Origin of the sequence: Nostoc sp. C117 (assembly GCF_043099735.1) — a bacterium.
Taxonomy (GTDB): Bacteria; Cyanobacteriota; Cyanobacteriia; order Cyanobacteriales; family Nostocaceae; genus Nostoc.
Genome location: NZ_CP170992.1, coordinates 86514 through 112182, shown reverse-complemented (window position 1 = coordinate 112182; position 25669 = coordinate 86514). Strand labels below are relative to the sequence as shown.

General features: G+C 41.1%; 22 protein-coding genes and 2 pseudogenes. 12 read left to right on the top strand and 12 right to left on the bottom strand.

Going from position 1 to position 25669, the window contains the following annotated elements:
• Positions 1-27 precede the first annotated feature (27 nt).
• Positions 28-390: a hypothetical protein gene (locus tag ACFG4S_RS34290; protein ID WP_392536172.1), complete on the top strand. Its 363-nt coding sequence runs from the start codon at positions 28-30 to the stop codon at positions 388-390.
• Positions 391-679: 289 nt separating this feature from the next.
• Here ACFG4S_RS34290 and ACFG4S_RS34285 read toward each other — a convergent pair whose 3' ends face one another.
• Positions 680-1009, bottom strand: a complete 330-nt coding sequence (locus ACFG4S_RS34285) for a hypothetical protein (RefSeq protein WP_392536171.1) — start codon at positions 1007-1009, stop codon at positions 680-682.
• 282 nt (positions 1010-1291) lie between these two features.
• Between ACFG4S_RS34285 and ACFG4S_RS34280 the strand changes: the two genes are divergently transcribed.
• Positions 1292-1642, top strand: coding sequence for a hypothetical protein (locus ACFG4S_RS34280; protein ID WP_392536170.1), 351 nt, complete (start codon positions 1292-1294; stop codon positions 1640-1642).
• Positions 1635-1889, top strand: a complete 255-nt coding sequence (locus ACFG4S_RS34275) for a hypothetical protein (protein WP_392536169.1) — start codon at positions 1635-1637, stop codon at positions 1887-1889. The genes ACFG4S_RS34280 and ACFG4S_RS34275 overlap by 8 nt, the downstream gene beginning before the upstream one ends.
• Before the next feature lie 335 nt (positions 1890-2224).
• On the opposite strand, the gene ACFG4S_RS34270 is transcribed toward ACFG4S_RS34275, so the two are convergent.
• Both ACFG4S_RS34270 and ACFG4S_RS34265 read right to left on the bottom strand, forming a co-directional pair.
• Positions 2225-3679, bottom strand: coding sequence for a relaxase/mobilization nuclease domain-containing protein (locus tag ACFG4S_RS34270; RefSeq protein ID WP_392536168.1), 1455 nt, complete (start codon positions 3677-3679; stop codon positions 2225-2227).
• Positions 3680-3975: 296 nt separating this feature from the next.
• Positions 3976-4500: a plasmid mobilization protein gene (locus tag ACFG4S_RS34265; RefSeq protein ID WP_392536167.1), complete on the bottom strand. Its 525-nt coding sequence runs from the start codon at positions 4498-4500 to the stop codon at positions 3976-3978.
• 945 nt (positions 4501-5445) lie between these two features.
• Here ACFG4S_RS34265 and ACFG4S_RS34260 point away from each other — a divergent pair.
• Positions 5446-6030 carry a hypothetical protein gene (locus tag ACFG4S_RS34260; protein ID WP_011316726.1) on the top strand — a complete coding sequence of 195 codons (585 nt, stop codon included), beginning with the start codon at positions 5446-5448 and terminating at the stop codon, positions 6028-6030.
• Between the two features lie 225 nt (positions 6031-6255).
• Entirely contained in the window at positions 6256-7500 is a 1245-nt protein-coding gene (locus tag ACFG4S_RS34255; RefSeq protein WP_011316727.1) for a ParM/StbA family protein, read from the top strand.
• 92 nt (positions 7501-7592) lie between these two features.
• Here ACFG4S_RS34255 and ACFG4S_RS34250 read toward each other — a convergent pair whose 3' ends face one another.
• Both ACFG4S_RS34250 and ACFG4S_RS34245 read right to left on the bottom strand, forming a co-directional pair.
• Positions 7593-8087, bottom strand: a complete 495-nt coding sequence (locus ACFG4S_RS34250; RefSeq protein WP_392536166.1) for a hypothetical protein — start codon at positions 8085-8087, stop codon at positions 7593-7595.
• 57 nt (positions 8088-8144) lie between these two features.
• Positions 8145-8486 (bottom strand): hypothetical protein, encoded by a 342-nt coding sequence (locus ACFG4S_RS34245; RefSeq protein ID WP_185564191.1) that lies wholly within the window; start codon positions 8484-8486, stop codon positions 8145-8147.
• Positions 8487-8907: 421 nt separating this feature from the next.
• Here ACFG4S_RS34245 and ACFG4S_RS34240 point away from each other — a divergent pair, with 421 nt between their 5' ends.
• Positions 8908-9480 carry a dihydrofolate reductase family protein gene (locus tag ACFG4S_RS34240; protein ID WP_096585369.1) on the top strand — a complete coding sequence of 191 codons (573 nt, stop codon included), beginning with the start codon at positions 8908-8910 and terminating at the stop codon, positions 9478-9480.
• A 103-nt stretch (positions 9481-9583) separates the two neighbouring features.
• A complete protein-coding gene (gene ppsA, locus ACFG4S_RS34235) occupies positions 9584-12202 on the top strand; it encodes a phosphoenolpyruvate synthase (RefSeq protein ID WP_392536165.1) in 2619 nt (872 codons plus the stop codon).
• Positions 12203-12258: 56 nt separating this feature from the next.
• Here the strand turns inward: ppsA and ACFG4S_RS34230 are convergent, their stop codons facing one another.
• The 4 genes from ACFG4S_RS34230 to ssb form a co-directional block, all read right to left on the bottom strand.
• Positions 12259-13245: a ParB/RepB/Spo0J family partition protein gene (locus ACFG4S_RS34230; protein WP_392536164.1), complete on the bottom strand. Its 987-nt coding sequence runs from the start codon at positions 13243-13245 to the stop codon at positions 12259-12261.
• Entirely contained in the window at positions 13242-14012 is a 771-nt protein-coding gene (locus ACFG4S_RS34225) for a ParA family protein (RefSeq protein ID WP_096585972.1), read from the bottom strand. The genes ACFG4S_RS34230 and ACFG4S_RS34225 overlap by 4 nt, the downstream gene beginning before the upstream one ends.
• A 138-nt stretch (positions 14013-14150) precedes the next feature.
• Positions 14151-14570: a hypothetical protein gene (locus ACFG4S_RS34220; RefSeq protein ID WP_053458066.1), complete on the bottom strand. Its 420-nt coding sequence runs from the start codon at positions 14568-14570 to the stop codon at positions 14151-14153.
• A gap of 73 nt (positions 14571-14643) precedes the next feature.
• On the bottom strand, positions 14644-15027 hold the full coding sequence (gene ssb / locus ACFG4S_RS34215) for a single-stranded DNA-binding protein (RefSeq protein WP_096644728.1): 384 nt from the start codon (positions 15025-15027) through the stop codon (positions 14644-14646).
• A 235-nt stretch (positions 15028-15262) separates the two neighbouring features.
• On the opposite strand from ssb, the gene ACFG4S_RS34210 reads away from it, so the two are divergent.
• Positions 15263-16438: a hypothetical protein gene (locus tag ACFG4S_RS34210; protein WP_392536276.1), complete on the top strand. Its 1176-nt coding sequence runs from the start codon at positions 15263-15265 to the stop codon at positions 16436-16438.
• Between the two features lie 326 nt (positions 16439-16764).
• Here ACFG4S_RS34210 and rppB read toward each other — a convergent pair whose 3' ends face one another.
• Positions 16765-18150, bottom strand: a complete 1386-nt coding sequence (rppB, locus tag ACFG4S_RS34205; RefSeq protein ID WP_392536279.1) for a two-component system sensor histidine kinase RppB — start codon at positions 18148-18150, stop codon at positions 16765-16767.
• On the bottom strand, positions 18143-18841 hold the full coding sequence (gene rppA / locus ACFG4S_RS34200) for a two-component system response regulator RppA (protein WP_392536278.1): 699 nt from the start codon (positions 18839-18841) through the stop codon (positions 18143-18145). The genes rppB and rppA overlap by 8 nt, the downstream gene beginning before the upstream one ends.
• A gap of 127 nt (positions 18842-18968) precedes the next feature.
• Here rppA and ACFG4S_RS34195 point away from each other — a divergent pair.
• The 4 genes and pseudogenes from ACFG4S_RS34195 to ACFG4S_RS34180 form a co-directional block, all read left to right on the top strand.
• Positions 18969-19286, top strand: a pseudogene (locus ACFG4S_RS34195) (cobalt transporter); the annotation flags it as partial.
• A gap of 178 nt (positions 19287-19464) precedes the next feature.
• A pseudogene (locus tag ACFG4S_RS34190) lies at positions 19465-19815 on the top strand (cobalt transporter); the annotation flags it as partial.
• Positions 19816-19836: 21 nt separating this feature from the next.
• Positions 19837-22965, top strand: a complete 3129-nt coding sequence (locus ACFG4S_RS34185; RefSeq protein WP_392536275.1) for an efflux RND transporter permease subunit — start codon at positions 19837-19839, stop codon at positions 22963-22965.
• Positions 22966-23227: 262 nt separating this feature from the next.
• Complete coding sequence (locus ACFG4S_RS34180; protein WP_392536277.1) at positions 23228-24613, top strand: MFS transporter; 1386 nt, start codon at positions 23228-23230, stop codon at positions 24611-24613.
• A gap of 381 nt (positions 24614-24994) precedes the next feature.
• Here ACFG4S_RS34180 and ACFG4S_RS34175 read toward each other — a convergent pair whose 3' ends face one another.
• Positions 24995-25669, bottom strand: coding sequence for a hypothetical protein (locus ACFG4S_RS34175; RefSeq protein ID WP_392536274.1), 675 nt, complete (start codon positions 25667-25669; stop codon positions 24995-24997).

Genomic DNA, 25669 nt, shown 5'->3' with positions numbered 1-25669 from the left:
AACATTTGAGTGTCTTAGCTAATAAATATGGTTAAACTAAAAACCCAAGAATATATAGCCAAGTACAGTGCTGAGTTTCCTGACGGAAGAATTAATCGTGAGCTTCCCTTCCCCACAGATACAATATCTGTAGTTTCCGATCCCAAAAATTGGCATTGTTATCCAGAAAACGTAGTCAGGATTTACTTGTCTAATTATGGGCAAGAGGTTTGGGTGGTGGGAGTAGGAGATTATCAGCACCCAACTATTTGTAACAGAGTGTTTGAAGAATTAGATGACGCTTGCAGCTTTATTGTTAATCGTCCTGATGCTATTTCTAAACAGTGGCTTGTTGAAAGCGGATTCGATTTTTTAAAACCTCCTGTATCAAAAGCTGAACGAATTGGTTGAAGTTGGCAATCGAGCGAATAAAATGAATAAAATTACTCTTCTCTAAAAATAAGATTAGAAATTATGTCAGAATACATTCGTCAAAATAGTTAGAAAAAATAAGTGTAAATTGACAAATCAAACTATTAATTATACTGAGGTAATTCTGTATTCTGGCTCTTAGCTTATGAGTGCTGAATTCTTACTATATTAAGAGAAAATTATTGCTGAATTGCCACCAATTTTACAATTGTATTTTTTTTTAGTTTAGGATTATTCTTATAAGTTTAAATTTTTCTCACCAATAGGCTCAAATAGCTATCATACAAACTTCTTGATGTCCGGCAACTGCTTGTTCCCAAGTTGAATATCTCCAGAATTTACCACTATATTCACCTCCAAAAACCATAGTTTCAAAAAGCTGTGGTTCTTGATTCGGAAAATTAGAGTAATCCTTTCCTAAAAAGATGGTAGATACTCTTCCCCACGAAAAAGTATCTAAAGCGACTTGTATATTGTTCTCATTTTTCCGCCAATTAGACCATTGCTCAAGACTGTCGGGCTTAATAGGTTGTTTATTTTCATCTAGTATATAAAGCTCATCGAGTATATCCATATAATTTCTAAAATTTTGTGTCATAAGATAATCATCGGACAAACTTATGTGTATTGTGTACAGTTTGTCACCTCAGTCTTCGTACACGATGTAAGGGTAATGTATTGCCTAGGCAACTGTCTTTGTTATGAGAGTTATGTTGTCAGAATTATATTTTAACAGACATTGCAGAACTGCAAAAATGCAAAACAATGTAAAATTGTTATATTACTTTCAACATTTATGACAAAAACAAGAGTTATGTCACAAGAAAGTAAAATTATAGAATTAGCTAACTAATTTTGGAACAAAATATAACTTTTGATTATGTGCATAGATGAAACGATAGCATCTGATATTAAGGAAGCTGTAGCTAGAGTCTCTTGCTATTTAGATGATTTTGGCAGTCATATTAGCCACTTAGATTTTTCAATTGAAAATTTAGAAGATTTAAAAGAAGAATTTGCAGAAGGAACTGATAAAGATTCAATCGATACTTATTTGTACATTGCATTATCCCGAATAACATCTACTAAAAATCGACTAGAAGAAGACATTAAAATTATTAAAAGTTACTTGACTTATTTTATTGAATCCTCTAGTAAAATACCTGAATTTACTTACGATTATGAAAAAAATAAAATCAAAAATAGACAAAAAAATAAAAGTTATGCCTAAAAAAGATGTCTGGGTAGTATTTGGTCACTTTCTAGATTTAAATTACTATTACGTATCAAATACTGAATGGACTTTTGAAATAGAAGAAGCTTGCTTATTTAAAACCAAGGAATTAGCCGAAAGCACAGTCAGTAGGCTAAAAACTTATGAGAAAAAGAATCTAGACTTTCACGGAATCAACCCAGATAGCTTGTCTGTTGAATGTACCCGCCTTGAAGTTAGCGAATTTCTACATTTTACGGCTTAATTTACCTCTAATAAATATAAACGCAAAAGATTGTACTTTTGATTGTTAGACACCAATAGACAAAACAATTTTTTATCCCCCACAAATTCACAAATAGCTGCCCCAAATTCATATCTAGCTTGACAAAGAACCTGGATTGCTAGACGAAATTTTTAAAACCTAAACTGTTTAGTTTGCACTTGGTGACAACTTTGCCAACAGTGTCTTAGCCAGCCCTACCCCTAATTCTGAGTAGATTAAATTCTCTTTATCTACAGATTTACTATTGCTCAATACCTTTTTGCGATCGCAGGTGAAAAGTTTTACAACAACTAATCAATTTAGCTACAGATTTACTATTGCTCAATACCTTTTTGCGATCGCTGTTGATTGATTAATGGTTGTTGGGTAAAGAAACGCAGACTTTCAATCTGCTCAATTTCGTTTCTTGTTAATCGAGTTGGTATCTCTTCGTACCAGTTTCCCTGACTGTAGCAGGTTTGCATCATAGGGGTATTATCCCCATAACGGCAAACACTCAGAGTATTGTTATCTAAGCTGGCACTCAACTCCCGTCCTTTGAGACGGAAGTTATTGGTAACAAGCATATAGTCAGTGATTATAGAAGGCAAATGTTTGAGATTAGAAGGCAGAAGGTTAAGAGAAGGAGGAATAGGGGAAGATTGCTCTTCCAGGAATTGTTTAGCAGTGAGACCATTTTCTTCTGAAATATCCTGTTGTGGGTGCTGTTTCTTTGGATGTGGTTGAACTTTTTTCTTGGTCTTATTAGTTTCCAATGTGGGGTTATCTTCTAATTTGGATTGTATTACTGGAATCTCACTTGGATAATTACTGTTTAGTGTATATGTACTAACAAGTGTTTTGGAGTTACTGTCAGTGTCACCATTACTATCACTTGTACTGCTGCTATTAGGTTTATCATTATTTAAGTAATCATTATTACTTAAAATTATGCTATTTATGCAAGCAATTGCTTTGGCTTTAGCTTGTTGAATTACTTCTTTATCTTTATCTGGGTCGTACATGATTCCATATTCAGACCGCAGTTTGTTCCAGCTATAAGGTTTGTATACTTGATAACCTGCAATTTTTACATCATTATGAATGTAGGTAAATCCTAGTAGTTCTTCCCCCTGCATCTTAGGCAATACTCCAATGTTGTTTTCCTCCAGGCGTTCAATGAACGTAGAGACGGTGGGACTATCCTTAATGGCTTCTCCTATTGCTTGGCGAATAATTTCCTTACTTGTTGGGGTTTTGTGCTTACTGTTGACTGCTCTAATACTTTTTGATCGGTTGGGACTGATGAGTGTAATTATTCCGTACTCTTGCTCTAACCTAGAGGCGACGGCTTCATTTGTTGTCGGTGTTACTTCCAATCCTAGTTCCGCCGCGATGCGTCTAGTAGAGACTTGGGATCTGAAATAATCATAGGAATCATTAACTAAACTACCATCTAACCGAATCCGGGAAGCGATTATATGCAGGTGTTCGTGGTTGCGATCGTGGTGGCGTACTGCAACAAACTGACTGGTAGCTGCTACAGATGATTCTTCCTTGGGCAAGTATCCCATATCTTTGAGATATTCTCGTGTTACATAACTGTACTGACTGTCCGATAAATGCTCGTGGTAGTTGGGGCGATGTGCGATTGAGATGATGAGGTGAGCGCACTGCCGTTTAACTGCTTTGTTGGTGTACTTGATGTTGAGAAACTGCTGATTAAATTCATCTGGCCTTGTTCCCATCATATTAGTATCGACAATCGCAGCATCATCTTTGCCCAACACATATTTGAGCGTGTCCAGAAAGTTGGGTTTTTTATAGATGACAGGAATCAAGTTGAGGTTAGAGTTTAGTAGCTAAGAACGTTTTTCCAACCTAGCAATTCTACTTAGAAACGCAAAGAACTTGACTGTAAAGATTTGAACAAAGTTTAATTATTGCCTAATCTCAACTAATATCAATAAACAAAATAGAGATTTATCGCTTCTTAATTTCTCTACTTTCTATATATATCAGCACTTGTATCGAAGTATTCAAATTTGAATACTTCGTTATTGATTAGTATAAGTTCTCAACAAGCTTATTTTTCTATTTCTTGGTTGTGTACAGGATTCTCAGCGTCTTGTTTAGAGCCTGCGATCTCTATATTAAATGCAGCAGCAATAGTTTTATCTACGAGTGCGATCGCAATTTCGACTTGGTTAATAATTTGTTGGTTGTTTGTTTCCTTGGCAAGGTGAGATAACATCATCAGTTCGCTTTTGAGGGTTCCTGCCGTAGCACGGATGGTTATTACATCTGCGGGTGGTTTTGCTGCTAGCACTCGTCTTAACCCACATGAACGTAGATACTCAGATGCCGTTTGTCCTGTGGCGGTGGCTTTCTCCTCAATGGCGTTTTTTTCTTCCTCAAAGACGTATACCTTAACTAATTTGGTTCGTTTAGCAGGCCTATTTACCATACCTTGTTTAATCATTGGACTGGGGGAAGTATCACGCTTTTCTGTACTGTGCCAGGGAACTCGTTGGACAACCAAAAGTTCCACTTTTCTCACGCACACTACCATTGCGGATAATATAGCCGTTATCCTTGGTATAACTGACATTGCGGCTATATGCCTCTCGTAATAGTACTGCAACTGCTGTGAAATCGCTTTTACAAGCATTATGCTGTTAGGGTCGAACTATGCGATCGCAGATTATTCTCTATGTAAAAATACTTACTTTATTATAAAATCTAGTCTTTGTTTCCTGTCCTTAACTAGAGAAGGAGAATATTGTGTTTTTTGTTAAAAATAATACATATTTTATTTATTGTAGAATGCTGAGAGCCGTGCAGTAATCGTGCCATTGTAGTTATAAAAAAGATTATCAGTCAATAATCAAGTGTGCGAGCGTGAAATTTTACCTAAATATATAAACTTAATTTAATGTATAAAATCAACCGAAAATGATTTGTTTAAAATTGAGCGTATATTAATTAGATTAGGTTTGCACTACAATTTTGTATTTTTGTAGCATATAAAAATATGAGTTGTATAGAACTTATTATCAATTAATTGTAATTATTGATAATAAATCTAGGTTGAAATAGGCCCATTTGCCATACCTTGTTTACTATCATGATTGCACCAAGTGCGAGGGTAGGATGTAGTAGAGCGTGCAGTGAGTACGGGAAAAGTAAGCAGAGAGTAAGCGGTGAGTACTAGGGAAGTGCGTGTGTCTTATGTAGGTCTAATTTAAATGGAAAAAGTATACTAAATCAATAATTTAACTAATAAATAGAGATTTTTTACCACTTAGTCAGTGAGTACTCGGCAAGTTGCGGGAGAGTACTGAGGAAGTAGCTTGGGGCGTACAGATATAGTAATTTTAGTCACTTTTACATTACTGGAAATGTTGATTAAGCCTATCAAATAAGTGGTTTTAATATTACTAATTACTACATTATGTAGTATAAAATTGGCTAATTGTAATTTGAATTAATTAGGTTAAAAGTTGAGATTGTTTTATTACTGTTGATTGTTGTAACTAACTCGGAGGGGGGAATTATGCCAAGGAAGGTGCAATCAGATTATGTAGAATTGTCAGTGGCAAGAAAGAAAGGTTCTAGTGAAGCGAGATTGTTGCAATACCTGAAGGACAGTGAAAAGGGAGGGGGGGATATGATAATGGAGGCGATAATTCCCCTCTATCTCCCCTATATGCTCTACTCAGAGGGTGTAAGGGGTGAAAAATTATCTTCGTGCGTATTAGATGCGATCGCGCAGTTGGAAGTACAAATAATTAAGATGAAACGGGCTTTCGGGATGGAGGGACTTGCCCAAGTAGTGCTAGTGCAGCCTTATGGTAGTGGACTTCCCACTTCTGCTGCAACTACCACACAACCTCATGGTAGTGGAGTTTTTTCTCTGATAGCTGCAACTGATATTCAGGCTCAAGCAGAGAAGAGTGCGAGTTTTTTTACGGGCGTAGTTTCGACCGATGATGTTTCTGTTTCATCAGAGGTGCCGCTTGTTGTGGAGGAACAGTCTTTTCAAGAGGAAGATTTGGATGATGATTTCTTCAATGATGATGAAGATGATGTGATTGCTAAAGCAGAGATAGAAGTTGATCCGGGATTTCGTTTAGAGTAAGGAAACTGTATCCAGCGATCTCATTTGTAGATTGTCCACCCTATAGATTTGGGTATCAAGGTGGTGAGGTCATCGTCTGCGCTGCAAAAAAAAATGGATGATAATTGTAAAATTTTTTCTAAGACAGGGTAATACTGCTGTAAAGTAAGCCTTTTTCCATACCGAGTTAATACTTATAAAGGTTAAATTGTAAGCAATAGCAGAGATGAATTGAAACCTTTATATATGCCCAAAACTAAGGAGAAATCAGATTTAAAAAAGATAGTAATTACGATTGATATGGGTGCGAGTAAAACCAAGGCTATCGTTCAGGAGTATCCAGAAGGAAAGCCTGTTGTTTTACTTTTAGACTCAGAAATAGCGGATGTTGCTAAAGCCTCAGTTGAAAGCGTCCAACAAGAAGGTAGTCCTGAATCTCGTGCTTGGGTAGGAATTGGTGATGAGTATTACGCCTTGGGAGAACTTGCTCGTCGTCGGTTTGGGGGTATATCGCAACTGAGGGAGTTAAAATACGAACTAGCAGTTCCCAAAATTTGCGGAGCATTTTGGCTGGCTAAGGAGAAGTTGAACCTGGGTAATGATGTTGCAGCTTACTTGAGTGTCCTGCTGCCGCCGGGTGAAGTGCAAGACAAGGAACAGTTACAAATTCGGTTGAAGGATACGTTTCGGGGGTTTGATACACCAGCAGGTAAGATGCGGGTGAAAATGCTTCGTTATGATGCAGCTTCTGAAGGTAGTGGAATATTTTTCCACCGTAGGCGAACGCTTGGCGATCGTGTACCTGTTTCGATGTACGTAATGCTTGGTTATCGCAACGCGAGTATTTTCACCTTTCGGAGTGGTTCGATTGGCGCAGGAATAACCAGCAATTTTGGTATGTCTTGGTTAGTAAATAATTTGATTTCCAAAACATCGGGACTGAGCCCTGATAATTCCAATATTATTGAGGTACTGATAGAAGCTGGAGCCAGTTGTGACCCCCAGGTGATGCAAAAACTCTCACGCAAGCGCAAAGGTGATGAGATTCAACTTGATGGAGAGTCGATGTCCAAAGCTTTATTACTTGCTAGAGACGAATATTGGCGTGCGATCGCCAGGTGGTTGCGCTCAAAGATGGATGAGGATATTGAAGAACTAGTATTTTGCGGAGGAACTGCGGATTACATTCGTCCAGAAATAGATGCTTACTTCCAGAAAGAGGGGATGAAAGTATCCTGGCACGCTAATATTTTTATACCTGATGAAATATCTTCTGGTATGGGCAATCGGATGGCGGATGTTTGGGCTTTTCACCAGCACATGATTATTCAGTTTGATAAGTTAACTGGTTATATACGCTCTGAGGTTGTACCGTTAAATAAATCTGTTGAAGGTAATACAAATAATACAGGTGAAGAAGTCAAACGTAGGTATAACTTTACGCCTTGTGAGCGGCCTAGTACCTTTATTGCTGTAAACGAGAATGTTTGATAGGTTCAGGCAAAAATAAATGTAGTAAAAAAAGAATCAGCTAGAGTGAAGTGCTGCATAAAACAGTACTTTCTAACTGATTCTTTGAGATTTTAGTATGGCTGTTGCTCTAGCATTTGGGAGCAATCAACGTGAGAATTGGTAATTTCTGGAATGTGCTGAATTACAGAGTTAATTTGCTCCATGTCTGCATATTGTTGTTCTCGTCTTTTGCGGAGTTCCCATGATTTACGGTTATAAGCTAACAAGTCTTCCAAACTCATGTTGAATTTGTATTTGGCGAAATTCAATAATTGTTCTGTGGTGTAACGAAAATCTTCAGGACGACCAAAACAAATTTCAAACTGAAGCTTAAAAGCTTTCCAATCGAAATTGTCAGACCCCAGTTGCCGTTGTGATTCGCGTCCGTAAAGGTCACGAATTGAATAGAAAATTGTGTTGTATTTACGCACGTCGAATGATTCAATCTTGAATTGCTCCATTGTTGAATCATCGACTGTAGCAGCTTGAGCTTTAGTAGATTTATTAGCAACCATAGTTGTTTCCTTGATGAGTGTTTCGCTTTTAGCTGCGTCAGCATTAGTCAAAAAAATAAATCCCACTCTGTATGAGCGAGATTTTCTGTAAAATCAGATGATTTGTGATTATTTTGCTAATAAACGTTCGCGTTGTAGCCAAGTACGTTTGTTGACTTCGAGTAATTCTTCTAAGCCTTTGTTGAAGTGCTTAATGGAATAGTCAACCATTTGTTGTACACTATATTTGGGGTTTTCGACTGAGCCGAATGTAGCAATAAATCTGGCTTTAAAAGTATCCCATTGTGTTTTATTCCAGTTAGTCTGTGACTGCGCTTGAATAGTTTTACCCCAGGTTTCTTGTAGCCCGTAGTAGACTGCTTTAAACTTACGCTCGTTGTAGTCAGCAATTTTGTAAATACCCATTGCGTTGTCATCAATTAAACTAACTTTTTTGGTTCTAGTAGCCATAATTTTTATCTCCTATGTGAGAGTTACTTTTTAAGGATTTGAGCGTTAGCTATAGTGCTTTCTCTTATTTATTTGGACGTAAGTCCGTGTAAAAAATAACAATCTTAAATTGGAAATGAATGCTAACGCCTCCGCTACTATCCTGTTTTCAAAAATTTTCAAATAGCCCTGTTGTGTCACTATCGCGGTAGCGGCAGCTAGTGAGCGATACCTTCTCCTGTCAAAGACGCTCCGCGTAGCTTGCTTCCCCGCAGGGGTACGGCACACTTCTCTACGAGAGGCTACGCCAACGTGAACGCCGTATAACAACGCCCATGCACACCGACCGCCGAGAGCGATCGGTTATGATACAAAGGCGATCTGCGGCAGGTGATGGACACCGTTATGCACTTGAAGTCATATTTAGGAGTTGCATACAAAAATGAAAACTCAGTACTTTACAGCGACAAGTCTTGATGGCTTCATTGCGACTGAGAATGACTCACTAGATTGGCTGTTTCCGCTTGGCGACCTGAATGACTCCAGCTATCCAGAGTTCATTTCAGATGTGGGTGCGTTGGCAATGGGATCGGCAACTTACGAGTGGATGGTACGCAACGCCCAAAAGGTAGCTACTGAGACTGGCTTTGCGTGGCCATACACTCAGCCAGCCTGGATATTTTCTAGTCGCAAGCTGACAATAATCGAAGGTGCGAACATCCGATTCGTCAATGGAGATGTGCAGCACGTCCACACCCAAATGCGAGCTGCTGCTGGCACTAAAAACATCTGGATAGTTGGAGGCGGAGATTTGGCTGGTCAGTTCTACGATGCTGGTTTACTGGATGAGCTGATCATCCAGGTTGGCTCGGCCACCCTCGGCAAGGGTAAGCCGCTATTCCCTCGCAGAGTACTAAGCCCAGTTCTGCGCCTAGTGTCTGTTCATCAGATGGGTGCTGGCATGGCTGAGTTGCGCTATGAAGTACACAAAGGCGGTGTGAGTGGAGCCGCCTAACAATTGCAATGTAGCGGACTTTTGAAGCTCCTGATTGTAATGCAAAGGCTGTTTGCCGCGGCTGATTGCAACCGTAGTATCAATTGCCAAAGGAGGAAAACTGATGAGTTCATTTGTCCTTTGTTTTCAAGATATTGACAAAACAAAACTCAAGGTCGTTGGTGGTAAAGGCTCGAACCTGGGGGAACTTACCAAGATTGAAGGAATACTCGTACCAGATGGCTTTTGTATTTCTACTGAAGCTTTTAAAAGAATCATTGGGGAAACGTCTTCGATTAACGAATTACTCGACCAGTTATCGCTTCTCAAGGTGGAAGATCGGCATAAAATCAGTGAACTTAGCGGTGAGATTCGCTCTTTCATCGAAGGGATAACCATCCCTCAAGACATTAATGAAGAGATCGCGCGCCTTCTCTCCAGGCTTGGAGAAAAAAATGCCTATGCAGTACGATCCAGCGCAACTGCTGAGGATTTACCGATAGCCTCCTTTGCAGGACAGCAGGATACGTATTTAAATATTATCGGGAAGGAAGCAATTTATCAGCATATCAGCAAGTGCTGGGCATCGCTATTTACTGAGAGAGCAGTAATGTACCGCCTTCAAAACGGCTTCGACCACCGTAAAGTCCACCTGTCTGTGGTTGTTCAGAAGATGGTCTTTCCGCAGGTGGCAGGAATTTTGTTTACTGCCGATCCCGTCACTTTTAATCGGAAGGTGTTATCCATTGATGCAGGCTTCGGACTTGGTGAAGCCTTGGTCAGAGGTCTGGTGAATGCTGATATCTACAAAGTGTGTAACGGCAAAGCGATCGATAAAAAGATATCTATTAAGAAACTGGCTATTTACGCCTTAAAAGATGGCGGTACAAAAGAACAGGAGATTGAGCCTGAACGGCAGAATAGGCAAGCGCTGACAGACGAGCAGATTTTGCAGCTTGAGCGCATCGGTAGGAAGATTGAAGAACATTTCGGACACCCCCAGGACATCGAATGGTGTTTGGTTGATGATACATTTCATATTGTCCAGAGTCGCCCCATCACTACTTTATATCCCATTCCGGAAGCAAACGATCGCCAAAATCACGTTTATGTATCTGTCGGTCATCAACAAATGATGACTGATCCCATCAAACCATTGGGATTATCTTTATTCCAGTTAACAGCTGCTCGACCCATGTATAAAGCGGGTGGACGTTTGTTTGTTGATATAACACAGGATCTGGCTTCACCTGTGAGAAGAACGATTCTGGTAGATGTTTTGGGAAAATCCGATCCGCTTATAAGGGACGCACTTATGACCATACTAGATCGGGGAGATTTCATAAAATTGTTACCAGATGACAAGCAAGAACAAAGTTCTGGTAACAGCAATAAGGGTGCATCGTCTTTGGATTTTCAAACGCTGACCGAATACGATCCGGCGATCATTTCTGATTTGATTGGGCGTAGTCAAACATCGATAGACGAGTTAAAACAGAACATCCAGACGAAATCAGGAGCGGATCTGATTGATTTTATTCAAGAAGATATCCAGAAATTAAAGAAGAGTTTATCCGATCCACAAAGTTTTGGTGTGATTATGACTGCGATGAATGCTTCATCATGGCTCAATGAAAAAATGCAGGAATGGTTAGGTGAAAAAAGCGTAGCAGACACGCTTTCTCAATCTGTACCCAACAATATTACTTCCGAAATGGGTCTGGAACTATTGGATGTCGCAGATGTGATTCGTCCTTACCCGAATGTAATTGAGTATTTACAACAGGTAAAAGATGACAACTTTCTGGATGAATTGATTAAGTTTGAGGGTGGACAGTCAGCCAGGGACGCTATCTATGCTTATCTAAACAAATACGGAATGCGATGTGTCGGTGAGATCGATATTACAAGACCTCGTTGGAGTGAAAAACCAACTACACTTGTCCCCATGATTCTCAGTCACATCAAAAACTTTGAGCCTTGTGCGGGCGATCGCAAATTTGAGCAAGGGCGACAGTCGGCTTTGAAAAAAGAACAAGAGTTATTAGAGCGATTGAAGCAATTACCGGATGGTGAACAAAAAGCCGAAGAAACAAAACGAATGATCAGCCTGATCCGAAATTTCTCTGGTTATCGTGAATATCCCAAATACGCCATAGTTAATCGCTACTTCGTTTATAAGCAGGCTTTACTCAAAGAAGCTGAACAACTCGTACAAGCGGGCGTTATTCATGAAAAAGAAGATATATACTATCTCACTTTTGAAGAACTTCGCGAAGTCGTAGGCACAAATAAAATTGATTACCGGATGATCGGCAAACGAAAAGATGAGTACAAATTATATGAAAAACTAACTCCCCCACGTGTTATTACGTCTGATGGTGAAATCATTGCAGGTCGATACAAACGCTCAAATCTTCCAGCCGAAGCTATTGTAGGTCTACCTGTTTCCTCCGGAGTTATAGAGGGACGAGCGCGTGTCATCTTAAACATGGAAGATGCCGAGCTAGAAGATGGAGATATATTAGTCACCTCCTTTACTGACCCTAGCTGGACACCATTGTTTGTATCCATAAAAGGCCTAGTTACCGAAGTTGGTGGACTGATGACTCATGGAGCAGTTATAGCACGTGAATATGGCATAAGTGCAGTTGTTGGAGTGGATAATGCTACCAAACTGATCGATGACGGACAGAGAATTCGGGTTAATGGAACGGATGGCTATGTAGAAATCCTAAGTTAATATACTTTGTAATGATGAATTAATCTATGAGTTGACTTCTAGCCATCCAGTACTTTTTACAGAGAGTTGTCCGAGATTAGACTACCTTGCTGTAAAGAAGGATCATCTTTCTTTTCTTCTTCTAGAAGTGCTTCAATTTGAGCAAAAAGCTTATTAATTTTTTTTAGCTTTTTCTCATCATTCCAAATTTTACTTTTTCTAAGTGCTTTGTATATTTTGTCAGCTTTTTCTTTTTGCTCTTGGTTATGAGATGATGGCTTATTTTCTGACTGTTGCTGAAGAATATTTCCTACTAGAATCCTAATTTCAGATAGTGATAAATCTTCTGCGATCGCTTTATTTAAGACTTTCTGTCTTTCATCATCATTTTTTATCCGGTTGATTTCCTTAGCTTTTGTATATTCAATTTCACCTTTTTGCAGTGCGGTTTGGATATCTAAATGGAGTTTGAGTAAAGGAAGACGATTGGCTACAAATGACTGCCAAGTAATTTTTCCTAACCTCAAGAATACATCTTGTATGATTCGTCCTTCATCACTAACCATAACGTTATGGTTAGAATTACCTTTGCTTTCGTTATTCATGTCATAGAGCAGTTTGACCACTGTCTCTTGGTCAACATCGAGTTCTTCGGCTAGTAATTCGAGAATTCCGATAGTTTCTTCATAGGCATTGAGGTCTTCCCTTTGGAGGTTTTCAACTAAGCGTAGTTTACGAGCTTTTTTCTCGTCGCATTCAATAATGACTACAGGGATTTCCTCAAGTTTTACGATTTCACAAGCTTTGAGACGGCGTTCACCAGCGACCAGCTCGTACTTATCTTCCTCAATCTTTCTAACGACAATGGGTTCTAGTAACCCCACTTCGTTGATGCTGTCAGCGAGCGATTTGAGTTTTACAGGGTCAAAATAGCGACGAGGCTGACTCGGCGGAAGGATGATTTGAGATAAAGGTAAAGTGGAATCAGATAAAGATTGTTCGTCTTCATCTCCAAATAAATTATCCAGTCCGGTTAGTTTTTCTAGTTCGCGTTTTTGGCTCATAGTTGAGTAATATATTTTGTAATTTCTTCGAGTATGCTAACTGCGGGGTGGTTTTTCTTGTGGAGTGCAAGTGGTAGATGTGCTTGGGTTGCGTCAGGAAAAGCTGTTGATTTAGGAATGGGGGCAGTAACGTGTATCCGTCCTTCAACCTGTTGTTTAATTTCTTCCAGTATTCCTGTGTCTTGAAGATTACGATTATCGTATTTGGTTGGAATTATACAGGCAATTTGTAATTTCTGGTGTCCTCCTTTTTTGAGTCGGGCAATTGTTTCTAGCAGTTGGTTGGTGCCAAGATAGCACTTATATTGCGTTTCAACAGGAATAATAACGTGTGAAGCAGCGACTAAGCTCATAATGCTTAGGATTCCTAAAGAAGGCGGGCAATCAATCAAAATATAATCATACTGGTCAAGTACATTTGATAGCACAAACTTGAGCCGTTGGCGGTTGTCGATGGTCAAGTCATGAAAAATTTTTTGCTCCGTACCTGCCAATTGGATATTTGTTGGTACAATGTGCATCCCGTGAATAGGTTTTTCCCATATATACAGGGGAGTTTCTTCAGCGATCGCACCATAGATAGTTTGTTCAGTTTGCAGCTTGACTTCCCCTAATCCCATAAAAGCTGTTAGTGATGCTTGTGGGTCCATATCCACAAGCAGTACACGGTGTTTTTTAGCAAGGTGGTATCCAAGATTGTGTGTAATAGTCGTCTTAGCTGCACCACCTGACTGATTGAAAGTGGCAATTATTTTGGTTGATGACATATATTAATGAAGCGATTTTGTGAACCCATGTCAGCGATTCTACCAAACAGTGGATTTTTATTTTGGATTTTTGAAAAAAAATAACGCTAGTTCAAACCAGTAAACCTGTCTGGACTAGCATTATTCAGTTAGTTGGTTCTAAAATGGGGGTTCTTCGTCTAGGTCTTCATTTGTCGAAGTAACGTTATCTTCGAGTAGTTCCTTGGCAAAATCGGGAGTTTCAGGCGAGTGAGAGTTTTTGCTAACTTGGGTAAGTTCGTTAATCGGTTGTGCTGAGATAAAGTTTCTAATTACGAATGTGGCAATCTTTTCTTTGTACTCGCCCCTGTTATCTACCACTAAATCAAGATATCCTTCTGCTGTACCATGTACGCCTTCCCCCTGTTCGTTGATAACGACAGCAGGTGCGCCCTTGGAACGGAATGGTATCTCGTCAGTAACGACTCCTTCCTTGGAACGGTAGTAGAATTCAGCAATCCCAAAAGCAATCAAGGAACCTTCTTTGTCGTGGGTTGTGTTCACTGATTTAAGATTAATAGTTGCAGTATTATGAATCATGGTCGTTTGATTTGTAGATTGATTAGATGGTTAATCGCCTACGATTTATACTGCATAGGCGATTTGTAATTTCCTAGAAATTGGCGTTAGCTACAGCCTGTGTTTCGTTTGGTACAGAAGTAGAAGTAGATTCTTCCTTACGGGGTGAACCTAATAATTCGATTGCATTGATTGTAATTACGGGTTTTTGCCGCATAGTACCAGAATTTTTATCAGCCCAACGATCAAATCCAAACTCACCAGTAATTGCAATCTGAGTTCCTTTACGAACGTAATTTCCAATCACTTCTGCTTGATTTCCCCAAGCGACTAAATCAAACCAAAGAGCTTGTTCACTTCTGTAGGGTGGTCTTACTGCAATAGAGATTGAAGCCTTAACTGCGCCCGACTCGAAAAATTTTAGATCGGGTTCTTGTCCACATCTGCCAACTAGCATAACTTTGTTGATATAGTTCATAACGCGAGAATTGATATATTTCTCTTATTGCTGCGTCAGCATTAGTTCTTTTAGGATTTATTATTTTGACGAATTGTTTTATTTAAAGCACACTTTTTGATTCATACTTGTGAGTTATTTTTTATCCCTGTTTCTCATAGCATTGCGGTTTTTACTAAGGAACAGCTAATTATCCTGTGCTATGGTGGGATCGCAAATGTCGTGGTATGTATCTAAAAATTATAAGTGATGACTTATGCTTGAATATCTTCTCCTAAAGCGAGTAAGTATTTGTAAGCTGATGCTCTTGGCTTTGATGTGGATACAGTTCGATGAAGACAGCCAAAATCAGCTAACTCCTGACTACTCCTCTCCTTTGCAAGTAGAAAATCTTATTTGGTTAGGAGAAACATCTGTTGGGGAAGAAGTCGAGCATTTTTGTGATGTTTCTAATACCGCTAGGATAGGCGTTTGGGGAGAAATTCTAGAACTGAAGTTAGTAGATTTAATTGCTGATTTACCGACTTGTTTGCACGATGCCTCGTGGTTTGCTCTACTGGCAATTACTATGATGTTGGTGGATAAGGAATTAGACGGGATATGTGTACACCCACAAGATGAGTATTTTGCCCGGACTCTTGCGCTTGAAAGTTTGGCAGATTTGAGTGATTCTTACTTAGCCAAAGGTCATCCTTATCTGGATTTTCCTCTATCTTTAGAAGACGCTAAATCATTACTGCCAGTTAATAGAAAACAAGAGCTAGAAATCGAGTTAGAGAAATTTCTTATTGATACTTATGAAGATGATTTTGATGATGAGGCACCGGATATTTGTGAGTTTTCATCCATCTACTTGCAAGATATTTTAAAAGAGTTTTTTACTGAATCTGATTGGCAGGGTGATATCAATCAAGAGGCTGTTGCACAGCTTCAAGAAAAGTATGGTTCACAGTATTCAGAAGGTGCATTCTCTCCTGAAACTAAGGAACACGAACGTTGGGGCAAAACGCTTGTTTTTCTAAAACAGTTTATAGGTCTGGATTCTAGTTTTATCGAAAGGCAAAGCGATTTATTCCTTGATGAATCTCAGGCGGCTGATTTATCTGATTACTTCTGTATTAAGTCTCATTTAGAGCGTTGGCAAGACCGAACAGTAATTTTATCCCCTTTAGTTCATACTTTAGTTTATTTTTTGCTGGTAGGACAAAATTATCATCCCAGTCATTTGGAAGATTTGATGGCTATTCCAGCTTCTTCACGGGCTATATCCAGCCTGCAAGCTTGTTTAGGTGTAGCTGCTTACAGAAGTGGTTATTACATGGCTGCTTCAAATATTCCCGAATCAGAAATTGGGTGTAACTGGCTGCTAGAAAAAGCTTTCCCTAACCTGCTTGATTTTTATCAAACAGGCCGGTTAAGTGGAAAGCAATAATTATTCTTTTATTGCAATTCACTGTTAAAACTTGTAAGATTACAGATAACTAGACTTGTCCGAAAACTTTAAAGTCACATTGTTCAAAACTTTGATACCAAACTTTGATATCTTCGGAAAAACTTACTCATATTTGAAATAATTAGTGATAGTTGAGAGCCATAAAAAACATCTCCTAGTTATCGCTTGAAGACTAAATTTTTAATTTTTAATTCAATGTGATTTTGAACCACATATAATATGGAAAGTTTTGTGGCTTCAAGAGAGTTTAAAAAGCTAATACATCCAATTACGTAAAAAACGTAATTTCGCTAGTTAATGTATGATCAATTTTCTATATATTTAGAAGATAAAACTTTCATCTCTAGCGTAAAAATACTACCTTTTCCCACCTGGCTTTCAACTTTCAGAATCCCTTGATGTTTTTGGGCGATCGCTTGAGCAATCGCTAGCCCCAACCCTGTGCCTCCAGTTTTACGAGAGCGATCGCCATCAACACGGTAAAAGCGATCAAAAATTCGCTTTTGATCAGCAAGCCCAATCCCAATCCCCGTGTCTTTTACAGCAATGACAGCAGTGTAATCACTCTTGACTAAGCTAACAGTTACATATCCCTCTCTGGGTGTGTACTGGATGGCATTGGCAATCAAGTTTGACACTAAACGGTAAAGTTGCGATTCGTTACCTAGAGCATAAACCTCGCAAGTGGGAATTTGGCTCCTTAAGTTAATATCAGCAGCAGTGGCCAGCTCTAAAAATTCTTCGGTCAAATCGCTCACCAAATCATTTAAGCAACAGGGCTGAAGAGGTTTTGAGGATGAATTTTGCTCAAGACTGGTTAACAAAAGTAAGTCCGCGATCAAATGGCTCAACCTTCGCCCCTGTCGCTCAACAGTATGAAGCATTATTTGCATATCTTGTTGATTTGATTGTGGTATGCGGAGGATAGCTTCCACAGTCGCCAACAGACTAGCCAGGGGCGATCGCAATTCGTGGGCAGCATTTGCAGTAAACTGTTGCTGTTGCTGATAGGACTGGTAAATCGGCTGCATTGCTAATCCTGAAAGCCACCAACTGGAAGTAGCAACCAAGCTCAGAGCAATAGGCAACCCAATCGCCATAATCCATTGAATTCGCCTGATTTCTGCATCAAAATGTTCTAAAGTGCGGCCAATTTGCAAATAGCCCCAGGATGAATCAGCATTGGCTTCATTAGCTAAAGGATGGGTATTGGCACTATGCAAAATCGTGGTGAATTGGTGATAGCGAATGCCGTTAGCCGTGCGAAAGGTTTGCCATGAAGTGCGGTTGAGAGTTGGCGGCAGAGATAGCGGTTGATTGGGTGAAAAAGCCAGGAGCTTCCCTTGATGATTGAACAGACGAATATAGTATGTAGTGCGATCGCTGATGCCGATGGTGTGCCGTTGAATCAGCGTTGGGGTAGCCTTGCAAGGTTGTCCACTCAAACAAAGATCCGGGAAAATTTGTTGCAGCACAGCAGTCGGTTCTTCGGAAGCAGGTAGTAGTGGTTCGACGCTATCGTGTAAAGTTCCAGCAATTGATTCAATTTCACGCTCCATTGCTGCCCAGTTTGTTTGTACCATTGCGCGATACATCCCCAAGCCAGAAACACTCAAAATCACACCCATAACTCCGGCATACCAGAGGGCTAACCGTAGACGACTGCGCCGAAACAGTGAGTAGCTATTCATGTTGAGAATTAAAGCGATAGCCAGCACCGGGAACAGTTTCAATCGGGCAGGGACAACCATGATTTGCTAACTTGCGACGTAGTAGGCGCATTTGCGCTGCAACTACATTACTAATCGGCTCTTCATCCATATCCCAAAGTTGTTGACGCAATTTGCTACCGGGAATGATGCGATCGGGGTTTTGCATCAAATACATGAGCAACTGAAATTCTTTGGTGGTTAAGGGAATGACTAAGGGTGTAGATCCATCTGAATTTACTCGGAGGACATTGTTTGCTGTGTCCAGAGTAAAACCTGCAACAGTCAGGGTAGACGGTTGTAGTTGAGGCGATCGCCTCTGAAGGGCGCGCAAACGCGCCAGCAATTCTTCCATAACAAACGGTTTGACTAAATAATCATCGGCCCCCGCATCCAGCCCCGCCACCCGATTTTCCGGCTGACCCAAAGCAGTTAGCATCAGCACTGGTAAGGGATTTTGGTGCAGTCTGAGCTTCTGACATAACTGTAATCCCGACATTTCGGGCAGTAGCCAATCAACAATAGCAACTGTGTAGTCTGTCCACTGGCTTTCCAGGCACAGCCATGCTTGAGTGCCATCTGTTACCCAATCCACGACATATCTTTCGCTAATTAAGACTTGCTTGATTGCCAGTCCCAAATCCGCTTCATCTTCCACCAGTAAAATTCGCATCACTCCAAGAAAATCAACCATGAGCCTGATCTTACAAAAACATCTGCCATTTCACCTGGATTTCATCTGCCCTTTGGCAAACTATGGAGAACTTTTGTTTAACCCGTATCCATTGTGAGGAGTGAGCATGAAACCTTTTATGCTAGTGAGTTCCATTCTGGCAGCCAGTTTAATTATCTCTGCGCCCACAGTTGTATTTGCTCACGTTGGGCATGGTGATGAATTTCAGGCAACAGGCGGCATTAATCGCGTGAAAGTCAATCCCCAAACCGATCAACTATTAGGTATTGTGGTCACGCCGATCGCCTCCTCTGCAAAATCTGGATCTGCCGTGATGATTCCGGTGACGGCATTAGTTGATGCCAACGGTAAACAGATAGTCTTTGTACAGTATAAGAATTTTTATGAGCCAGTGGAAATTACAACTGGCGCGACCAAAGGCGAACTAACCCTGTTATGTCACTCTCGGAAAACAATAATTGAAGCAAGATTCTAAAACTTTTATTGAGTCAAGCTTTGAGACATTATTTTCTAACAGAAACTAAAATTTATAGCCAAAAACCCAAAAGCAAAGCTCTCAAAGGCTTTCAGGCATTGGCTTCTCCCAAAGTGACAGAACAGGGCTAATCACTGTTACCAAAGGATTGTCAGTTGGGGAAAAGCTCGTTACCCAAGGTAGTTTGTCGCTCTATGCCGAATCTCGCAAAACCCAAACCGCCGATACAGCAACCAGTCCAGTTGCAAGTGCCACTCCTAAAACTGATACAGCCCATGCTCAGGCAGATGCTAAAGGAATACCTCATAGCCATGATGCTAGCGGTAATCTCGTCTCACAGGCTGGTGAAACAACTCAGCAATCGGGCGGATTCCCGATGGGTATCTTAGCAGGAGTCGGTGGTGGAGTGGTGCTTGTGGGCGGAGCGATCGCCGTTGTCGCAGGCATGGGCAAAAAGAAAAGCAACTTGTCTGAATAAGAAAGGAGACTTTTAATTGAGATGTTTAACTCCATTCTGAATCAGATTCTCAAAACCTCAATTGTTCAGCGTTGGTTCATAGTTATTTCTGCGATTTTAGTGACGGTGTGGGGAGTATTCACTATCACTCAGATGCCACTGGACGTGTTTCCTGAATTTGCGCCCCCCCAGGTGGATATTCACACCGAAGCGACTGGACTAGCTCCAGAGGAAGTAGAATCACAAATTACCGTGCCGATTGAAAGCGCGGTGAATGGTTTGCCGGGGGTGACTACGGTGCGTTCTTCCTCCAAAGTTGGGCTATCGATGGTACAGGTGGTGTTTGACGAGGATGCCGACATTTATAAAGCGCGGCAATCAGTGACAGAACGACTCCAGCAGGTGACAAATCAGTTACCCGAAGGGGTGCATCCACCGGAAATTTCACCGTTAGCATCGCCATTAGGCACAATTTTACAGTATGCCTTTACTGTGAATGGGCAGGGAAAAACCTCACTGATGGACTTGCGCCGTCTAGTGGATAGCACCCTGAGCAACCAAATTTTGTCTGTGCCGGGAGTCACCCAAGTCACCGTTTACGGTGGGGATGAACGACAGGAACAAGTGTTAGTCGATCCAGCAAAATTGCGATCGCTCAATGTTTCGCTGACCGAAGTGACCAATGCTGCCAAAGGTGCAAATTCTAACGCCCCTGGTGGATTCTTAATTGGTGGTGGTCAAGAACTGTTGGTGCGCGGCATTGGCCAGGTAAAATCAATTGCAGACTTGCAGCAATCTGTGGTGAAGGTGCAAGAAGGGAAACCGATTTTGCTCAAAGATGTGGCGGAAGTTACAACGGGTGCGGCACTGAAGCGGGGAGATGCTAGTTTTAATGGGCAGCCGGCTGTGGTGATGATGATTAACAAACAGCCTGATGTTGATACTCCCACGGTGACAAAAGCGGTAGAAGCGGTGCTGCAATCTTTGCAACCTACTTTTCCCCCTGATGTGCAAGTGAAACAAACATTCCGACAGTCCAACTTTATTGATACTGCCATTCGGAATGTTAGCAGTTCCTTAATCGAAGGCATCGTGATTGTGTCGGTGATTATGCTGCTGTTTCTGATGAATTGGCGCACTGCCCTAATTACTTTGAGTGCGATTCCCTTGTCGTTGTTGATTGGCGTAATGTTGATGAAAGCCTTTGGCTTGGGAATCAATACCATGACTTTAGGTGGATTGGTGGTTGCCCTGGGCGGCTTCGTCGATGACTCAATCGTCTACATGGAAAACTGCTATCGCAAACTCAGGGAAAATCAGGCGCAAGGTCATCCCATCCCGGCTTTTAAGGTAGTGTTTGACGCATTTGTAGAAGTGCGATTAGCAGTTGTCTTTTCCACAGTGATTATCATTGTGGTATTTGCACCAATTTTTAGTTTGACAGGTGTAGAAGGTAACATCTTTGCACCAATGGGTTGGGCATATCTGCTTTCCATCGCGGCTTCTTTATTTGTGGCCATGACCCTCACCCCTGCGCTGTGTGCCATTTTACTGGCGAATCAAACCTTGCCTCAAGAAAATACCTTTGTTTCTCGCTTGGCACAGCGTCTTTATCGTCCACTGCTCAACATCTCACTAAAATCGCCACAAATCATTCTGGCTGTAGCACTTGCAGCATTGGTTGCTGCTTTTGCGACTGTTCCCGCTTTAGGACGGGTGTTTCTGCCCGAATTTCAAGAAAAATCGATGGTCAACTCAATGGTCTTATTTCCCGGCGTGTCGCTGGATATGACCAATCGCGCAGGTATGGCACTGTACACCTCACTCAAGGATAATCCTCTGTATGATTGGGTGCAAGTACGATCTGGGCGCGCTCCTGGTGATGCTGATGGGGCAGGAGTGAGCATGGCTCATGTGGATGTAGAACTAAGTGACCGGGCGATGGAAGACCGGGAAGCCAGCATTAAACAACTGCGCGAAGCGTTCAACAAATTGCCCGGTGTAGCATCAAATATTGGCGGATTTATCTCCCACCGGATGGATGAAGTGTTATCTGGGGTGAGAAGTGCGATCGCGGTGAAAATCTTTGGCCCAGATTTAATTGAACTGCGAAAGATTGGCGAACAAGTGCGAGATGTGATTCAGCCCATTGCAGGGGTTGTAGACTTGCAGCTTGAACCCCAACTACCCATTCGTCAGGTACAAATTCAATACAATCGGGCTGCTGCCGCTACCTATGGATTGAGTATGGAGCAGTTATCCAACGTGGTGGAAACTGCTTTAAATGGTCGTGTAGTATCGCAAGTGGCAGAAAATCAGCAGCTTATCGATATTTCTATCTCCTTGACGGAGAAAGCCCGCAATAGTTTAGATGCCATTCGCGCTATTCCTCTGATTACCCCAACTGGTCAAACTATCCAGCTGGGCGCGGTTGCTCAAGTAGACTACGGCATGGGAGCGAATGTTGTGAATCGGGAAGATGTGTCACGGCTGATAGTTGTTTCGGCAAACGTTGCCGAGCGCGATTTGGGCAGTGTCGTTGGCGATATTCAGTCCCAAATTCAACAAAAAATCAAACTACCCAATGGCTATTTCATCCAGTACGGCGGACAGTTTGAATCGGAGCAGCGTGCTACCAATAACCTATTAGTGTTTAGCATCTTGGCAGCGATCTTGATTGCCGTGTTGATGTTCTTCTCCGTTAAATCGCTTTCCGCGACAATCGCCATCATGCTCAATCTGCCTTTGGCTTTAGTGGGTGGTATTGTTTCAATCCTGTTAAGTGGTGGTGTCATCTCAGTTGCTTCTCTTGTTGGTTTCATTACCTTATTTGGCGTTGCTGTTCGCAATGGCTTGTTGTTGGTAGACAACTACAACAACAAGTTTGCCCAGGGGATGCTCCTTAAAGATGTGATTATTAAAGGTTCCCTGGAAAGAATTGATGCCATTTTGATGACCGCACTTACCTCAGCTTTGGGAACACTCCCGCTAGTGCTGGCGAGTGGTTCTGGCAATGAAATTCTGCAACCCTTGGCGATCGTGATTTTGGGCGGTTTATTTACTTCTACGGCTTTGACTTTGTTGGTTATTCCTGCTCTCTACGCCAAATTTGGCAAACAATTAATGCCTCAACAGAAACCTGTTTTGGTTAACCAAACCTGGTCAAACTAATAACAATGATGCTGTGATTGGTACTTTCAGAACCACCTTCACTTTCTAAGGTTGACAATCCTACGGCTAAAGCCGTGGGATTTTTGCTACTCTGCGGGAAATGCTACGCTCCATTGAGATAACAACGTGAGCATGGCAAGATGTGGAAGAATTGTATGCCCCTATAGGGGATATACTTGAAAGTAGCTTATAAAAAAATTTTAAAACATATCCCCTTATAAAATAGGGATAAATTAGCTTTAAGAAACACTGACGGAGCATGATTACGAGGCTTCATTTATTTGACAGTTTGAAAAACCCTGTATTTGCGCGGCTTTATGCTGCTCAAACTACTAATTTATTAGGAGATGCGCTAACTTGGGTGGGTTTGGCTCTGCTTGCTTTCGAGTTAGCTGGAGATAATAGTGCGGTTGTACTTGCCTTGGCATTGACGTTGCGAATTACTGCCTTTGTCTTGCTGTCTCCCTTGGCTGGGGCTTTAGCTGACCGGGTTGACCGCAAATCGATACTGGTGGGAACGCATTGTGTACGGATGGTAATTGTTAGTCTGTTACCTTTTGTAACACAAGTGTGGCAAGTGTATGTCTTAATATTTGCTCTTAACGTCTTCAATGCTTTTTTCACACCAACGTACCAAGCTACAATCCCTTTAGTGACTAGAGAGAACGATTATGCAGGTGCGATCGCTCTTTCTAGTGCCACCTACCAATTACTTGGTGTACTTGGCCCTGGTATTGCTGGCAGCGTTGCTGCTTTCATCGGTGCAAGACAGGTTTTCTTTTTGGATGCCGTAACTTTCTTTGTGGCAGCAGTATTAATTTTTACTCTCCCTGGACAGTTAAGAGTAGAGCCGAATCAACAGCCATCAAGTACGAGTGGTAGAACTTGGCGAGACATTAAAGATGGTACAACCCGCCTACTGAGTGATGCACCCATTCGGTACGCACTCTTTATGCAGTTGGTTACATCCATTGCCGGAGCGCAGATTTTGGTCAATACAGTTGGCTATGTCCAAGGGACATTGAAATTAGGAAATGTGCAGTACGGCTGGGTAATGGCTGCTTTTGGTATTGGGGCAACACTTTCAGCAGTAGCTTTTGTTGCAATCAGTCAACGCTTTACCAGAACAACCTTTGTATTGTTCGGTGCGGTTTTGATAACTTTGTCTCTACTGCCTGGAAATTATGCTTCTTTAAGTGTATTGATGATTTTGTGGCTATTGGCTGGTTTTGGACAAAACTGTGTGAACCTACCAACCCAAACATTGATTGCTGATCGCATTCAACGTGATGCCCAAGGACGGGTTTACGGCGCACACTTTGCTTGGAGTCATTTGTGGTGGGCAATTTCCTATCCCTTAGCTGGGTGGTTGGGAAGCCAATTTCCTGAAAGTGAATTTTTGTATGCCAGCTTCCTTGGTTTCGCACTGCTGGCTGTGGTACAACTTACCCTAAGGCCACCAGTGGATGAAAATGAACACGTCCATGAAAACATTTGGCACGAACACTTACACATCCACGATGAACATCATCAGCATGACCATCACCAGGGAATATTAGAATCAGAACCACACGCCCATTCTCATCAACATAGATTAATACGTCACTCTCACCTCTACTCTGCTGATATTCACCACCCTATAAGATAACGTATTAACTAATAATGAGAATAGTTAAAAAATAAGTACCTATCATGAATCAACATATTTTATACACATTTGTCAAACATAAAAACATAAAGCTTTAGTGCTGCATAGTAATGATAAGATCAAGAAAATTTCCTCCTTTCATGGAAAAATAGAGGAAGGAATTTAAGAGTAGTTTTAAAAAAACACTAATGGGACTTAGACAAAAAGTTGCCAGAAAAAATACTCAAATATATATATAGAGACACTTTGATATGGATTTGCCTAGTTTCTTGATATATCTGAGTTTCCAGCATTTTTGAGTCTTTAATGTATTTATCTTGCCCTGTATGAATTTAAGGCTTTTTTATACATCAAAAATGTTTAAGTCCCGCTAAAAATTAGTTATGAGAACAGTGACAATTGCTCCATCTTAGTATTACTTTCAGTTGAATTTGCTGTAACAAGTTGCTTGTTGTTATTTGAAGACTTCTTACCCCATCCCTCTTTCGCCGCGTGTTTGACTACACGAGAACGAATATCAGCAGCCAGGGTTTCATAATCAGAGCGAATTTTGTTATACGAAACCGGAGTTGTACCAATTTTCTCCCAGAGGTTTTCGTAGTTGAAATTCTTGAAAGGTCTGTGTCTGACAAGGGCATCATAACTTGCCCAGAGGTAAACATCTGTCCATTCGGATGATAGCGGCACTTCAAAAGCAATTGGCATCATCAGTGCAACGACTTCGCTGCTAGAGGCGAGTTTACCTACTTCTCCCTTGTCTATCTCTTGTAAAGCTGCGTCTAATCTATCAACTGCGATCGCTTTTCCTACCCAAGTGGGAATTGACTGTTGCCAGCCGTTCTGCTGAGTGACAATTGGCCCAGCGATGTATTGAACAATTTCACGACTTGCTCCTGCTAGATCGAGTAGGCTGGCTGTTACAGCTTTGTTAATCCCTTGGCTGGTTAGTAACTGAAGTATCTTTCTAGTGCTAGGGTTTAATATTTCGCTGGTTTTTTGGTTTTTACTGTTGCGGATGGTTTCTTCGACATCGAATAAACTGTGTTGCTGGTTCAT

Excerpts from the sequence above, each read along its gene's own strand:
- ACFG4S_RS34210 (WP_392536276.1), top strand. The coding sequence starts at position 15,263 with ATGCTTGAATATCTTCTCCTAAAGCGAGTAAGTATTTGTAAGCTGATG.
- ACFG4S_RS34245 (WP_185564191.1), bottom strand. The coding sequence starts at position 8,486 with ATGGCTACTAGAACCAAAAAAGTTAGTTTAATTGATGACAACGCAATG.
- ACFG4S_RS34275 (WP_392536169.1), top strand. The coding sequence starts at position 1,635 with ATGCCTAAAAAAGATGTCTGGGTAGTATTTGGTCACTTTCTAGATTTA.
- ACFG4S_RS34280 (WP_392536170.1), top strand. The coding sequence starts at position 1,292 with ATGTGCATAGATGAAACGATAGCATCTGATATTAAGGAAGCTGTAGCT.
- ACFG4S_RS34185 (WP_392536275.1), top strand. The coding sequence starts at position 19,837 with ATGTTTAACTCCATTCTGAATCAGATTCTCAAAACCTCAATTGTTCAG.
- ACFG4S_RS34290 (WP_392536172.1), top strand. The coding sequence starts at position 28 with ATGGTTAAACTAAAAACCCAAGAATATATAGCCAAGTACAGTGCTGAG.
- ACFG4S_RS34265 (WP_392536167.1), bottom strand. The coding sequence starts at position 4,500 with ATGTCAGTTATACCAAGGATAACGGCTATATTATCCGCAATGGTAGTG.
- ACFG4S_RS34285 (WP_392536171.1), bottom strand. The coding sequence starts at position 1,009 with ATGACACAAAATTTTAGAAATTATATGGATATACTCGATGAGCTTTAT.
- ACFG4S_RS34175 (WP_392536274.1), bottom strand. The coding sequence starts at position 25,669 with ATGAACCAGCAACACAGTTTATTCGATGTCGAAGAAACCATCCGCAAC.
- rppB (WP_392536279.1), bottom strand. The coding sequence starts at position 18,150 with ATGAATAGCTACTCACTGTTTCGGCGCAGTCGTCTACGGTTAGCCCTC.
- ssb (WP_096644728.1), bottom strand. The coding sequence starts at position 15,027 with ATGAACTATATCAACAAAGTTATGCTAGTTGGCAGATGTGGACAAGAA.
- ACFG4S_RS34225 (WP_096585972.1), bottom strand. The coding sequence starts at position 14,012 with ATGTCATCAACCAAAATAATTGCCACTTTCAATCAGTCAGGTGGTGCA.
- ppsA (WP_392536165.1), top strand. The coding sequence starts at position 9,584 with ATGAGTTCATTTGTCCTTTGTTTTCAAGATATTGACAAAACAAAACTC.
- ACFG4S_RS34260 (WP_011316726.1), top strand. The coding sequence starts at position 5,446 with ATGCCAAGGAAGGTGCAATCAGATTATGTAGAATTGTCAGTGGCAAGA.
- ACFG4S_RS34240 (WP_096585369.1), top strand. The coding sequence starts at position 8,908 with ATGAAAACTCAGTACTTTACAGCGACAAGTCTTGATGGCTTCATTGCG.
- ACFG4S_RS34230 (WP_392536164.1), bottom strand. The coding sequence starts at position 13,245 with ATGAGCCAAAAACGCGAACTAGAAAAACTAACCGGACTGGATAATTTA.
- ACFG4S_RS34220 (WP_053458066.1), bottom strand. The coding sequence starts at position 14,570 with ATGATTCATAATACTGCAACTATTAATCTTAAATCAGTGAACACAACC.
- rppA (WP_392536278.1), bottom strand. The coding sequence starts at position 18,841 with ATGCGAATTTTACTGGTGGAAGATGAAGCGGATTTGGGACTGGCAATC.
- ACFG4S_RS34255 (WP_011316727.1), top strand. The coding sequence starts at position 6,256 with ATGCCCAAAACTAAGGAGAAATCAGATTTAAAAAAGATAGTAATTACG.